General features: G+C 38.7%; 13 protein-coding genes and 1 pseudogene. 8 read left to right on the top strand and 6 right to left on the bottom strand.

From position 1 onward, the window contains the following. Nucleotides 1-26: 26 nt before the first annotated feature. From IX38_RS10595 to IX38_RS10585, 3 genes are all read left to right on the top strand, one after another. Entirely contained in the window at nucleotides 27-929 is a 903-nt protein-coding gene (locus IX38_RS10595; protein ID WP_034704622.1) for a UDP-3-O-(3-hydroxymyristoyl)glucosamine N-acyltransferase, read from the top strand. 91 nt (nucleotides 930-1,020) lie between these two features. Further along, complete coding sequence (gene sucD, locus IX38_RS10590) at nucleotides 1,021-1,893, top strand: succinate--CoA ligase subunit alpha (protein ID WP_034704619.1); 873 nt, start codon at nucleotides 1,021-1,023, stop codon at nucleotides 1,891-1,893. A 16-nt stretch (nucleotides 1,894-1,909) separates the two neighbouring features. Beyond that, the gene (locus tag IX38_RS10585; RefSeq protein ID WP_034704617.1) at nucleotides 1,910-2,578 is read left to right on the top strand and encodes a porin family protein; all 669 of its coding nucleotides are present in this window, start codon (nucleotides 1,910-1,912) and stop codon (nucleotides 2,576-2,578) included. Between the two features lie 149 nt (nucleotides 2,579-2,727). Here the strand turns inward: IX38_RS10585 and IX38_RS10580 are convergent, their stop codons facing one another. The 3 genes from IX38_RS10580 to IX38_RS10570 form a co-directional block, all read right to left on the bottom strand. After that, on the bottom strand, nucleotides 2,728-4,038 hold the full coding sequence (locus IX38_RS10580) for an ABC transporter permease (protein ID WP_034704616.1): 1,311 nt from the start codon (nucleotides 4,036-4,038) through the stop codon (nucleotides 2,728-2,730). Nucleotides 4,039-4,042: 4 nt separating this feature from the next. Then, complete coding sequence (locus tag IX38_RS10575; protein ID WP_034704614.1) at nucleotides 4,043-4,954, bottom strand: ABC transporter ATP-binding protein; 912 nt, start codon at nucleotides 4,952-4,954, stop codon at nucleotides 4,043-4,045. 104 nt (nucleotides 4,955-5,058) lie between these two features. Next, nucleotides 5,059-5,409: a T9SS type A sorting domain-containing protein gene (locus tag IX38_RS10570; protein WP_034704612.1), complete on the bottom strand. Its 351-nt coding sequence runs from the start codon at nucleotides 5,407-5,409 to the stop codon at nucleotides 5,059-5,061. A gap of 118 nt (nucleotides 5,410-5,527) precedes the next feature. Between IX38_RS10570 and hemB the strand changes: the two genes are divergently transcribed. Continuing rightward, a complete protein-coding gene (gene hemB, locus IX38_RS10565; RefSeq protein WP_034704611.1) occupies nucleotides 5,528-6,517 on the top strand; it encodes a porphobilinogen synthase in 990 nt (329 codons plus the stop codon). A gap of 66 nt (nucleotides 6,518-6,583) precedes the next feature. Here the strand turns inward: hemB and IX38_RS10560 are convergent, their stop codons facing one another. Both IX38_RS10560 and IX38_RS10555 read right to left on the bottom strand, forming a co-directional pair. Then, a complete protein-coding gene (locus IX38_RS10560; RefSeq protein WP_034704610.1) occupies nucleotides 6,584-7,312 on the bottom strand; it encodes a hypothetical protein in 729 nt (242 codons plus the stop codon). A 115-nt stretch (nucleotides 7,313-7,427) separates the two neighbouring features. Further along, nucleotides 7,428-7,727, bottom strand: a complete 300-nt coding sequence (locus IX38_RS10555; protein WP_034704609.1) for a TM2 domain-containing protein — start codon at nucleotides 7,725-7,727, stop codon at nucleotides 7,428-7,430. 236 nt (nucleotides 7,728-7,963) lie between these two features. Between IX38_RS10555 and lptB the strand changes: the two are divergent. The 4 genes and pseudogenes from lptB to IX38_RS10530 all read left to right on the top strand — a co-directional run. Further along, nucleotides 7,964-8,689 (top strand): annotated as a pseudogene (lptB, locus tag IX38_RS10550) (LPS export ABC transporter ATP-binding protein); the annotation flags it as partial. Nucleotides 8,690-9,200: 511 nt separating this feature from the next. Beyond that, complete coding sequence (locus IX38_RS10545; protein WP_051884639.1) at nucleotides 9,201-10,928, top strand: ABC transporter ATP-binding protein; 1,728 nt, start codon at nucleotides 9,201-9,203, stop codon at nucleotides 10,926-10,928. Nucleotides 10,929-11,189: 261 nt separating this feature from the next. Continuing rightward, nucleotides 11,190-12,143 (top strand): helix-turn-helix transcriptional regulator, encoded by a 954-nt coding sequence (locus tag IX38_RS10535; protein WP_034704603.1) that lies wholly within the window; start codon nucleotides 11,190-11,192, stop codon nucleotides 12,141-12,143. Between the two features lie 71 nt (nucleotides 12,144-12,214). Then, a complete protein-coding gene (locus IX38_RS10530) occupies nucleotides 12,215-13,315 on the top strand; it encodes a linear amide C-N hydrolase (RefSeq protein WP_034704602.1) in 1,101 nt (366 codons plus the stop codon). Between the two features lie 221 nt (nucleotides 13,316-13,536). Here IX38_RS10530 and IX38_RS10525 read toward each other — a convergent pair whose 3' ends face one another. After that, nucleotides 13,537-14,028: a DinB family protein gene (locus IX38_RS10525; protein ID WP_034704599.1), complete on the bottom strand. Its 492-nt coding sequence runs from the start codon at nucleotides 14,026-14,028 to the stop codon at nucleotides 13,537-13,539. Between the last annotated feature and the right edge of the window lie 183 nt (nucleotides 14,029-14,211).

The following is a 14,211-nucleotide window of genomic DNA, read 5'->3' as shown; positions in this document are numbered from 1 at the left end:
TTTTTTTATAAAGAAAATCAATTGTTATGAGATTCCACTCTCCACAAAAGCTCAAAACTATTGCCGGTTTAATAGGCTCAGAATTTGTTGGTCCCGAAGACTTTGAAGTATTGGGAACCAATGAGATTCATAGGGTTAAACCTGGTGACATCGTTTTTGTCAACCATCCGAAATATTACGATAAAGCGCTGAATTCTGCAGCCACGATCATTCTCATCGACAAAAAGGTAGAATGCCCGGAAGGAAAGGCTCTTTTGGTTTCCGATGACCCTTTCGGGGACTTTAATAAGATCAATACTCACTTTACGAGAATATATAATTTCACTGAAGAACTTCACGATGCCGAAATAGGAGAAGGAACAAGGATTCACTCTTCAGCAGTCATTGGAAACAATGTGAAGATCGGCAAGAACAGCCTTATCTTTCCCAATGTTGTGATCGGAGACAGAACCGAAATCGGTGATAACGTGATCATCCAGTCCGGCACTGTATTGGGGGGGGATGCCTTCTATTACAGAAAACTGAACGGGAATTTTGACCGCCTGATCTCCGTAGGAAATGTCGTTATTGAAAACAATGTGGAAATTGGCAATAACTGTACGATCGACAGAGGCGTTACAGATTCTACCGTAATCGGAGAAGGATCGGTTTTGGATAACCAGATTCAGATAGGCCATGACACTGTTATTGGAAAAAAATGCCTGATAGCATCACAGGTGGGCATTGCAGGATGCTGCGTCATAGGAGATGAAGTGACCCTTTGGGGGCAGGTAGGCGTGGCTTCCGGTAATAAGATTGAAGGCGGATCTGTTCTTCTTGGTAAAACAGGAGTCAACAGGGATCTTAAAAAAGGAACCTATATCGGAATGTTTGCAGAGGATTTCAAAAGCTATTTGAAAAAAGAAGTAAAGCTGAGAAATCTCAAATAAACTATTCACTTGGTTTTGTCCGAAATCAAAGAAAAATAAGTAAATTTGTGAGCATTAATAAAATATTTAAATAAATTAAAACATCAATAAAATGTCGATTTTAGTAAACAAAGATTCTAAAGTAATTGTACAAGGATTTACAGGGAACGAAGGTACTTTCCACGCGGGCCAGATGATTGAATACGGAACCAACGTAGTAGGAGGGGTTACTCCGGGAAAAGGAGGATCTGAGCACTTAGGGAAGCCTGTATTCAATACAGTAGCTGATGCTGTTGAAAAAGCAGGAGCCAACGTAAGTATCATTTTCGTACCCCCTGCATTCGCTGCTGATGCGATCATGGAAGCTGCCGAGGCAGGTATCAAAGTTATCGTATGTATTACTGAAGGTATTCCTGTAGCGGATATGGTGAAAGTAAAATCTTACATCGCTGACAGAGACTGCAGATTAATCGGTCCGAACTGTCCGGGAATCATTACTTCTGAAGAAGCTAAAATTGGTATCATGCCAGGATTCGTTTTCAAAAAAGGTAAAGTAGGGATCGTTTCAAAATCAGGTACGCTTACTTACGAAGCTGCTGACCAGGTTGTGAAAGCTGGTTACGGTGTTTCTACAGCAATCGGTATCGGTGGTGACCCAATCATCGGAACGACTACCAGAGAAGCTCTGGAATTATTCATCAACGACCCTGAAACTGAAGCTGTAGTAATGATCGGTGAGATCGGTGGTGGATTAGAAGCTGAAGCGGCAAGATGGTATAAGGCCAGCGGATCTACTAAGCCGGTTGTAGGGTTTATTGCAGGACAGACTGCTCCTAAAGGAAGAACAATGGGACACGCAGGTGCTATCGTAGGTGGTGATGAAGACACGGCTCAGGCAAAAATGCAGATCATGAGAGAAAACGGAATCAACGTTGTGGACTCTCCTGCAGATATCGGTGTTACCGTTGCAAAAGTTCTAGGATAATACAAAAACAAAACATATGAAAAAACTTTTATTAACCTCAGCATTGGCCCTTTCAACTCTGTCTTTCGCCCAGATCGACTTTGCAAACACAAGATTTGGTATCACGGCAGGAGGTAACTATTCCAGAGTAAGAAATGCCCATAACCCTTCTGGTCCAAGGTTCACGTTTCAGGGTGGAGCTTTGGCTCTTATCCCTATCGGGAAGGCCAACCAGTTCTTTTTACAGCCTGAAGTCGTGTATTACGGTGCAGGAGAAACCGGAAAAGATAAGGACTCAAAAGGAAGAGATGGTTATGATGCAGTATACGGTAACAACTACCTGAGTGTACCTGTTTATTTTAAAGGATATTTTTCTGAAGCTGAATCAGAATTCTTTGGAATGATAGGACCGAGATTTAACTTCCTGTTGAATCAGAATATTAAAAATGCTCCGGTAAGCAGACCCTATTATGATCCGGATGTTACCGATCCTTTGTATCCTTCGGTAAGCGGAAAAGCATCAAGCTTTAACCTTGCTTTAGGGTTGGGAGTAGGCTACAGCTATAAGCGACAGCTGGAACTGGCTCTTAAATATGATCTTGGTCTTTCGGATACTTATCCTGATCTTGCAAAAGAAAAAGGAGGTACCAATAAGAAAAAGTCTGAGCAGGTAATCAGTCTTAGCTTAAGCTATATATTCAACTAGAATATTCGTTATTCAGATATATAAAAATCCCGGAAATTTTAATTTCCGGGATTTTTTGTTTTATAATATTATGAAGCTGGAAGAGAGAAGTTATTGAGGAGACAAAGTAAACGTCCATTCTCTTCTTCAGGTATCCATCTGTTAATTTATTATCCTCTGATCCACTTCCAGATCTCCTTTAAAGTCGCCTTATTCCCATACATTAAAATCCCTACACGGTAGATCTTTCCGGCCAGGAATATCATAAGAATAGTGGTTCCCAGTAATAATGTGATAGACAGGGCAATCTGCCATGCAGGAACACCAAAAGGTATTCTTGCGATCATCGCCACCGGAGAAGTAAACGGAATAATAGACAGCCAGAAGCCCAGCGGACCGTCTGGATTGTTCATTAATGAAAAACTTCCGTACATCCCTAAAGTAAGCGGTAAAATAGCAAATAAAGTGAACTGCTGCGTTTCCGTTTCATTATCTACTGCAGAACCAATGGCTGCATAGATTGAACTGTAGAAAATATATCCCAAAAGGAAAAACACGATGAATACAAAAATGATCAGCGGAAAATTCAGTTCCAGCAAACTGTGCGAAACCTGTGTTGCAATCTTAGCTACATCCAGCTTGCTGGTCAGTTCTTCATTGCCTCCCGGAATGTTTTTCTGGAAAGGGGAAAACCCGGTATTCAAAACCAATGCTCCTATAACAGACATCGAGATCCAGATCAGAAACTGGGTCAGGGCAACCAGCGTTACCCCTAATATTTTACCCATCATCAGCTCAAAAGGCTTGACAGATGAAATAATGATTTCTACCACACGGTTATTTTTTTCTTCAAGAACACTTCTCATCACCCTTACTCCGTAAATGATGATGAACATGAAGGTTACATACATCAAAAGAATACTTAGGCCGCTTTTTACACCGAAAGCAAGATCAGAATCTTCCTTATTATTATCCGAAACATTAATGGTCTTTAAAGTAAAGCCTTTATCAAGACTGTTCAGCTGGGTTTCTTCAATACCGAGCTGTTTGATCTTTTCCTTTTTGATCACATCCGTAATATCCGAAACGATCTTCTGTTTCGTATCAAAGCCCATTTTAGTATTCACAATCAGCCTTGTGCTGTTTTCCAGTGTATTATAATCCTGATTTTTAAGCTCCGGGAGAATCAGGATGCCGTCCAGATATTCATTGTCTTTCAGGTTATTGATTTTCGCTTTTTCGTCTGCTGCAGAAACAAATATATAATTCAGCTTGTCATTGGATTTCAGCTGGTTTTTAAATAATCCGCTTTTATCCACAACCTCAATAATACTGTGAGATTCGTTGGCTTTAAACATTAATCCGATCACAGCCCCGAAGCCGATCAGTAAAACAGGAGCCAGAAGCGTTAATATAATGAAGGACTTTTTCTTAACCTGTGTAAGAAATTCCCTTTTTGTAATTAAAAAAATATTGTTCATAAAATTAAGGATGATTACTTACAGCATTAATAAACACTTCATTCATACTCGGAATTCTCTCGTCGAACGATCTTACTTTTCCTACATTGACAAGATCCAGAAGAATGTCATTCTGCCCGCTTTCATTTTTAAGGTCAAAAGAAACCAGATTGTTTTCATTCGAGAAATTAAAAATATCATAGCTGCTTTTGAAATTTTCAAACTTGGTTTCATCCACCTCGGAAAGAGTAACTCCGAAAATATTCTTTTTAAATTTTTCCCTTACGTCAAAAACCCTTCCGTCGATAATTTTCTTGGAATTATTGATCAGTGCCACATAATCACACATTTCCTCCACACTTTCCATCCTGTGGGTAGAAAGGATGATCGTCGTTCCGTTATTTTTGAGATCAATGATCTGGTCTTTAATTAAGTTGGCATTCACAGGGTCAAAACCTGAAAAAGGTTCATCAAGGATCAGAAGATGGGGGCGGTGAAGTACAGTTACTACAAACTGGATCTTCTGTGCCATCCCTTTCGAAAGTTCAGAAAGCTTCTTTTTCCACCACTGGTCGATGTTCAGTTTTTCAAACCATTTCTTGGCTTCATTCAGAGCATCATTTTTGCTCATTCCTTTCAGCTCCCCGAAATAAAGGATCTGGTCGCCCACGCTCATGTTTTTATACAGGCCCCTTTCTTCCGGCATGTAGCCGATGTCCCGGATGTGACTGGGATTAAGCTTGTTTCCATTGATGAATACATCTCCGGAATCTGCCTGGGTAATCTGGTTGATGATACGGATAAATGAAGTTTTTCCCGCTCCGTTCGGGCCTAGAAGACCATAAATACTGCCTTGTGGTACATGGATGCTGAAATCATCCAATGCTACTTTCTTTCCGGCGCTGTAGGTCTTTCTGATATGTTCAGCTTTAAGCATTAAATTGTTTTTACAATGAGTATAAAAAAGTCCTTAAAGTTACATAAATATTAAGGCAGAACAGAGGCAAAATAAAAAATCCTGATGATTATCAGGATTTAATTTTATTGTTTTACGATTTGAGTCACCTTTTGGGTATTATCGCTTAAAATATAGCGGATCAGATATTTTCCGGGTTTCAGCTTTTCAATATTGATTTCTCCGGAATTCATGTTGACCGAATAATTAGCTACCTGTGTTCCTAAAATCGAGTAAAAGGTTACACTTTTGATCTTTAAAGCAGAATCTTTTGCTTTAATCACAAGAAATTCCTTTGCGGGATTCGGGTAAGCTACCAATACACCGTCATCAGATTTCTGTGTGATAGAACCCGGCTCTCTCAGCTGTGCCTGCATATTATTGGATAATCCAAAGAAAGCGCCTGAAAATATAAATAAAAGTAAAAGTTTTCTCATCAAATTATAATTTCTCGAATGTATTAAAACAAAAGTAAACAATTCTACAATCCTGTACAATAGTTTTTTATATAAGTTGTAGTAAATTTGTGAAAACTTATTCAAAAAGTATTCCAAAATGATACATTCAAGAAATAGAAGACTTAGAGTTAATGAATCTATCAGAAGTTTAGTAAGAGAAAATATCCTTACAGCTGATGATTTTGTAATGCCGATCTTCGTAATGGAGGGCGAAAACAAGCAGGAAGCAATCCCGTCGATGCCGGGAATTTTCAGGAGGAGCATAGATCTGACGGTGAAGGAATGTAAGGAATTATTTTCTTTAGGAGTAAAATCTGTCAATCTGTACATGAAAGTGTCGGAACATTTGAAAGACAATACCGGAAAAGAAGCCTGGAACAAGGACGGACTGATGCAGCAGACCATTAAAGCGATTAAAGATGCAGTTCCGGGGATGATTGTAATGCCTGACGTGGCTTTAGACCCTTATTCAGTATACGGACATGACGGGATTATTGAAAACGGAAAGGTCATGAATGATGCTACCAATGAGGCACTTGCAAGAATGTCCGTATCCCATGCTGAAGCCGGGGCTGACATTGTGGCACCAAGTGATATGATGGACGGAAGGGTGCTGGCCATCCGTGAAGCTTTGGAAGAAAGCGGATTTACAGATGTCGGAATTTTAAGCTATTCCGCAAAATACGCAAGTTCTTTCTACGGACCGTTCAGAAGTGCTCTGGACAGTGCTCCGAAAGACAATATGGAGATTCCGAAAGATAAAAAAACCTATCAGATGGATTTTCACAATTCCCGTGAAGCATTGAACGAAGTATTTAAAGATATTGACGAAGGAGCTGATATCATCATGATCAAACCGGGGCTTCCTTACCTGGATATTGTTTCTAAAGTACGTGAAGCCATCGATCTTCCGATAGCCGTTTACAATGTGAGCGGAGAATACGCTATGGTAAAAGCAGCTGCCCAGAACGGATGGCTGGATAATGATAAAACGATCATTGAAAGCCTAACCTGCTTCAAGAGAGCCGGGGCAGATATGATCTTTACCTATTTTGCGAAAGAAGCGGCAATTCTTTTAAACAAATAGAAAATTTTTCATCAATAGGAATGGGCTTTAGCCCGTTCCTATTTGATATGATTTTGTAAGAATTTTTTAAGAAATATCAAAATCCTTTCCTTTGGTAAATTTTGCTGCAAAAGGAGCCTGGTTTCCTGTATATTTTAAAACAAAATTTTTCTTTGTGTCGGTGTCAACTTTAGCTTGAACTTCAACATCCTGTGTATGAAAAGTTACATCTAAATTCACTCCCGCATCTTTTTCAAGATTAATTTCCACACTTTCGGCAAAGAAAAGAGAAGTGCTCAAATAATTAAACTTAATGTTTTTTCGATACGTCCTGGATTGGTCCTGAGTAAATTCAGAATAGCTCCTTAAAATTTCAATTCCGGGAGAATCTATGTTTGTGATTCGTGATTTTGTCACGCCGTTTACTTTGACAGAAAAATCTTTAGCATTTTTAATGTCTCCATTAATTCCGATGTTGAATAAAGAAGGTAATGAAAGTCCAAATTCGATCATACTGTCTTTATTAAATTCAAAATCAGGAATTAAAGCTGGATATTTTTGAACGTTCATTAATTGGGTTTTAATCGTGTTCAATTCGTCTCCCGAAAATAAAAAGCCGATCAGATTATTTTCAGTTGTTCTCCAATTTCTTCCGTTCCATTCAAAGATTTCGCACAGTAAAGTGTCTGTGGAGGAGTGTGGCAGCAAATCCATATCCTGCCATTTGAAAACTTCCTTGGCATAGGGCCTTCTGTCAACAAGGTTAATACCCAGATCCAGGGCAAGAAGATCTGTCAGTTCCTGATTATTTTCCATATTATTTTAATTCTTGATTTGGTGGTATAAAATTATGGAAATAAAATAATAAATGGATGGGGCGAGATCATTAAGTCTTTAAAATATTTAAGCTGTAATTTAAATAATATACTTTCTATAACCAGCCCTTTCTCCCGTAAACATACGTTTCATCAAACTGCTTATCGCTCATGAACAGATACAAAATCCCTTCAATAAAAGGAATAATAGAAGCGGCACCAAAAGTGACAATATTAAGAATAAGCTGGATCACACCTTCTTTCGTATAGCCAAGATAAAATTTATTCAGAGCCAGCCAGCCTACAAGAATTCCTAATATAGCTGCCGGAATTTTCTTTTCCGAACGGTAAGGAGCATTATTCTGCTGATTTTGATTCTGGGTACCTTCTGTTTTTGTATAACCGTAATTTTCCATTGTTATTTCTTTGTGATGAGTAAAATGATTTTCTGATAGGTCGAGTGAAATTCTCAGGAGTTACAAAATACCCGTTTAAATATTTTGTTTTTTCGTTGAACAGATGTTGATTGAACCTGAGTATTTGAAAGTTTACTTAATGAGTAGAACAGGAAAATAAAGCCTTTCACTCAAAAAACAACGGATACAATTTATAATCTAAAAATTGAATTCAAAAAAACTTTATCTTTGCTCCTATGATTTTACGAGGAGAAAACTTAATCAAAGAATACGGTCCTAAAAAAGTAGTAAAAGGCGTTTCTGTACAGGTTCAACAGGGAGAAATTGTTGGTTTGCTTGGTCCTAACGGAGCAGGAAAGACCACTTCGTTTTACATGATCGTAGGACTGGTTAAGCCTACTTCAGGGAAGATCTTCCTGGATAAGCAGGAGATCACCACCGATGCAATGTATCGCCGTGCCCAAAAAGGAATCGGTTATCTGGCACAGGAAGCTTCAGTTTTCAGAAAGCTGTCTGTAGAAGAAAATATTATGGGTGTTTTACAGCTTACAAAGCTTTCAAGACGTGAACAGCAGATTAAATGTGATGAGCTGATAGAAGAATTTTCATTACAGCATGTGCGTAAAAACAGAGGAGACCTTCTTTCGGGAGGGGAAAGACGTAGAACGGAAATTGCGCGCTGTCTGGCCACAAGCCCGAACTTTATTCTTCTCGATGAGCCTTTTGCCGGAGTAGACCCGATTGCGGTAGAAGATATCCAGAAAATTGTAAGAAGCCTGGTGGATAAAAATATCGGAATCCTGATCACGGACCACAATGTACAGCAGACCTTAGCCATTACCAACAAAACATACATCATGTTTGAAGGAAAAATACTGAAAGAAGGACTTCCTGAAGATCTTGCCAATGATCCGCAGGTAAGAGAGGCCTATCTTGGAGAAAACTTTGTATATCAGAGTATTTTAGACAAACCGAAAAAGAAAAAATACATTTACAATATCTGGGCAGGTAATTTTGATTCAAAAGCACAGCTGCAGGGATTTGTAGATGAAAACTTCGGACAATTTGATGATTTGAGACTGATGTACGGATTTGAGGATATCAGCTTTGCATCGCTTGCCAATTCTGAAATTGAGCACATCTTCAGTGATGTGGTGGATAAAAATGCTAATAATTCATTCGTTTTCCAAAGAAAAGAACTGACCTCGCAATACCCTCTGGAGCAGGCACAGGCTGAATCCAAAGCCGCCGGAAAACCGGAGCTGCATTACCTTACAACCTATTTTTACGAAGGATAAAATTGGCATCTGTTATAAAAGTATTTGCTGAAAAATAGAATAAAACGTACCTTTTCTCTCGGAAACGGTACGTTTTTTAGTTATAAACACTCCTATGGCAAAACCTTTTAACAGAACAGTTACTTTATTCGGGATTTATAAGCAGCTCGTTCCATTTATCAGACCTTACCGTTTAATGATCTACGGGACGCTGTTTCTTACCTTTTTAGGAGCTCTTGCAGCGCAGGTCAATCCTATTGTATTGAAATATACCGTAGATGAGGTGACCAGCCTTACCCACCTTCCGCATCCTATGTCTGAAGGTATTCATATTCTGGTAGTGATCTCTATTATTTTACTGGGAAAGGAGCTGCTTAATATTTTTATCAATTTCGGGCAGAAATTTTACGGCGAAAAAATAAGGATCAATGTAAGTTCCGTCCTGGCACAGTCTGCCATTGATAAGATACTGATGTACCGGGTTGCCTATTTCAATGATGAGAACCATGAATCCGGGAAATTGCAGATCAGGATAGACCGCGGTATTGAAAGCCTGACAAGGCTGGTGCAGAATTTTTTCATAGATATCCTGCCGCTTTTTTCCAATGCTATTATTGCCCTCATCATTATGTATATGCAGAATGTGTATGTGGGAATGGTTTCTACGATCATTGTTCCCATCTATTTTTATATAAGCTCATTACAGGCGAAAAAGCTTGGAGGAGTACGCCGCCAGCTCAGAAATCAAAGGGAGAAAAAGACTTCGGGACTTTTGAATCTGATTAATTCTATCATGGTGATCAAAAGTTTTGTCCGTGAAAAATTTGAAGGTAAAAAGCAGTACGATTTGCAGATGAAACTCATGGAAAGCCAGATGTTCACCAGGAAGACCAACTTTATTTATGACGGTTTAAAGACTTTTTTAGAACAGTTCGGAGTCGTTTTAATTATTCTTCTGACCGTTTATCTGGTATTGGATCAGCAGATGACCATTGGTGCGATCATGCTTCATATTATGCTGTTCAACAATATATCAGCTCCTATCCGTCAGCTGCACAGGATCTACGATGATATGAATGATGCCATGATCTATGCTGAAGGCTATTTTGAAATCCTTAATGCAGATGATGAAAAAGAACCCAACGGAACTTTTGTAGAAAAAGAGATCAAAGGGAATTTTGAATTAAAAAACGTGGATTTCACCTATCCGAACGGAACAAAAGCCCTGAATGATGTTTCCATGAAGATAGAGAACGGAAAAACAACAGCATTGGTAGGATTGAGCGGAGCCGGAAAATCAACGGTGATTAACCTTCTCTGTAAATTTTACCTCCCGGATTCCGGAGAAATACTGCTGGATGAAGTCAATCTGAATAATTTTGATAATGCTTTTCTGAGAGATGACCTTGGTCTTGTATTGCAGAAAAACCATATTTTCCAAGGAAGCATTGAGGACAATATCCGGTATGGTGATATGAATGCCAGTTTTGAGGAAATTCAGGAGGCTTCAAAAAAAGCCTATCTGCATGATCAGATCCTGGACCTTCCGGATGGCTACCAGCATGATGCTACCCAGCTTTCAGGGGGACAGCAGCAGAGAATTGCCATTGCCCGATTATTCCTGAAAAATCCACCTATCATTTTCCTGGATGAGCCAACTGCCAGTCTGGATGCTATTGCTACCGAACAGATCAAGAACTCACTCGACGCGATCAAAGAAGGCCGTACCGTAGTTATTATTTCCCACTCACTATCACAGATCCTGGACTCTGACACCATTTATGTCATGAAAAAAGGAAGAGTAGTGGAAAGTGGAACTCATGATGAATTAGTTCAGATGAATGGCACGTACCGGGAAATTTTTGATGCTTCTGCCAGAAGTTTAAACCTGGATAAACTGGTGAATTCTTTTAAAGATAATTAATCTTTTGTTTCCCGAAGATCATACTGATTTCGCAGGTTTTTACACATTATGAATCTGTTTAATCTGAGAGAGAATTCTAAGATGGTATTCAGTTTTGTTATGATAAATGTTTATGCTTCCCGCGGATTTTTATGCATTATACATCTGCTTTACCCACTTCATCTGCGAGAGAATAAAATAACACAGAAAGATTTTCTTGCCTTTAAAACCATAATTTATATTTTCCACACGAAAAAAGATTGATAGATTTGCCATACCAATATGAACGATCACTATCTTAAAAAAATCGACAGGGTAACCGCTATTCTCACACAGTTACAATCAAAACCGACAGTAAGGGCACAGGATCTTGCTGCGAAATTTGATGTGAGTATCAGGACAATCTACCGTGATGTGAAAACACTGGAAAATGCAGGAATTCCCATTATAGGAGAGGCTGGAAACGGATATTCCCTGATGGATGGCTACAAGCTTCCGCCCATTATGTTTACGAAAGAAGAGATTTTGAGCTTCATCACTGCCGAAAAGCTGATGCAGAAATTCTCGCACCAAAGTCTTGGAAATCATTACCAGATGGCTATGGAAAAAGTCCGTTCCGTACTCCGGCATTCAGATAAAAACCTGATCCTGAATATTGAAAAGCAGATTGATGTATATAATTATTATGTACAGTCGGATGACAGCATTAAAAATGTGATCCCGACTATTCTGGAAAGTATTGCAGAGAAAACACAGCTGATCATAGAATACAGAACAGTCGATTCCCGGGTAACAAACAGAACCATTGAGGCAGTCGGTATTTTCTTTGAATTCAATTACTGGTACATTATGGCTTTCTGTACCATGAGAAAAGATTTCCGGCAGTTTCGGGTAGACAGGATCCTGCAGATTTTCAAAACCCAGAATCATTTTTCCCAGGAATACGGACAGATCAACGATTACAGGAAAAAAACAAATGAAAATGCAATAAAGGTCAGGTTGCTGGTTGACAAAAAAATAATAAATCATCTGACATACTCTAAAAAATATTACGGCTTAACTGAAGAAGTGGACAAAGGAGACCATGTAGAACTTACCTTCGAAACGGACTGTATTGACGAGGGTTTTCCGCGGTGGCTGATTACTTTTGCAGATTTTGCAGAGGTTTTGGAACCTGAATATTTAAAAACCAAGCTCAGGGATCTGGTCATGACTATTTCAAAAAAAATGGAATAAAAAGAGGTTGAAAAGCCGGATCTTTGCATTTACCCTGATATTACTCAAAAAAATTAACTCATATTAAAATCATGAAATTTTTATTTGTACGCGGTTTTCTATTATGGGCACTGGCTTATTCCGGTATTCTTTCGGCCTGTTCTGTATTCCTGTTAAAAGGAAAAGACCACTGTGTCGTTGGCTTCAATGAAAACTGGAAAACAATGCCCGGAATGATCGTGGTGAACAGGCGTGACATTCAGAAAAGAAATATCAGCTGGGAAAACCTCACAACAGACAATACGAAATATGCTAAAGAATGGACTTCAAAGTACGGATCAGTAACTTTTAATCTTCTGGGATATGATTTTCCCTGTTACGGAGTTAATGAGAAAGGACTTTTTCTGGTTGAACTCTACCTGGAAGAAACAACAAAAGTATTTAATCCTAAACAGCCGGATATGTTCTGGGCTCAATGGATTCAGTATCAGCTGGATCATTATAAATCCGTACAGGAAGTCGTAGACCATCTGAATGAAGGCCCCAATATAGACTGGTGGCCTAATGCCGCGGGAAGTCATTTTTTTCTGAGTGATGCCAAAGGAAATACAGCTACAATCGCTTTGCTTAATGGAAAATATAGAGTATGGACAGATAAAGAGATGCCGATGCCTCTTTTGTGCAATAATCAGTATAAAAAAGATTTTGAAGACACTAAAAAATTCGACTTCTTAGGCGGACCGGAGAAATTTAACTTTGCTGAACAGGGAAAATGGGAAGACCGCTACAGCCGGGCTTATTATATGCTGAAAAACTATCAGTACGACAGGAAACCTGTAGATTACGCATGGAATATTCTCAACTCAATTCATGCAGGAGAATGGCAGACCGTAATTGATGTGAAAAATATGAATCTGTATTTCCGTTCCGATCTGAAAAAAGAAATTAAAACCATTGATATCCGTCAGCTGGATTTTTCGAAAAAAGCTTCAGTGAAATTTTTGGATATCCATACCGAAAGCCTCGGGAAAGTCAATGACCGGTTCCAGGTTCTGACATTGGATAAGAATAATGAATATGTAGAAAAAGGATTTCCTATCGGCTATGATAACAAGGAATTCGGGACTTCCGGAACATTTGTAAAACTTAAAGAGAACATCATTAAATTCTTTAAAAATATTTTACCCGGATAAAAACAACTCCGGCTTCACATTCGTGAAGCCGGAGTTTTAGAAATTTATATAAATAAAAGTTGTACTTAAACTGAGAATGACAAAAAATCAAAACAACAAAATCTGGGTGGTCTGTATTTAATGAATGGATAATTTGACTGATTTGCTTTCCGGTTCCGTACTTTCGTTTTTCTGCCTGAATTGAATCATCATTTTCAGTCTGAGTAAAGGCATTAGTGAGCCTAAAATCTCTCCCAAAAAAAAGGGGGCTCAATTCCTAAAACTCTCAGGTAGACATATCCCTGGCCTCTGTGGTGGATCTCATTATCTACGAAGTAAAGGATATTCTGGTATACCGGGAACTCGTACTGTCCGAATAAATTGAATGTTTCCTGAAAACGCTCTTCTGTGATCTGGCTGAAGTATTGGTTGATCACCTCTGTTTCTTCATCCCATTTTTTCAAAAGGTCTTCCTTGGTTTTTGGGTTGAATCCTTCCTCATTGTAAGCCTCCATGTTTTTACTGATGATTCCTTTTAAAGCAGGTCCTCCGATGCTGATCAGTTCTACCGCCAGCTTTGCAAAAGGTCTCATGCCGCCTACAGAAAACTCAAATAAGTCTTTCTCTGGAAAAGCTTCTATTACTCTTCTTGTCAGGTTTCTGTGTCCTTGCCAGTGCTCTAATAATTGATCAGATGTCATAAATTGTTTTGTGGCTGTTGCTGTAGTTGTCATAATTGTATTGTTTAGTTTGTTATTGTTGATACAAAGGTATGATGGGCCAATGACAACAGTTTGTCAGTAGGATTTCTGACATTAAAAAAATATTTTATTTCTTTACTGAAATATAAAGGTATGTTTCCCGTTTAGATGTAAATTGCATGAGTGAAACAATTGCAACGCTATTAAAATCTCGAG

The organism is Chryseobacterium luteum, from assembly GCF_000737785.1.
GTDB lineage: Bacteria > Bacteroidota > Bacteroidia > Flavobacteriales > Weeksellaceae > Chryseobacterium > Chryseobacterium luteum.
Note: the sequence above shows the minus strand (reverse complement) of the source record. Positions and strands in the feature narration are given on the sequence as shown.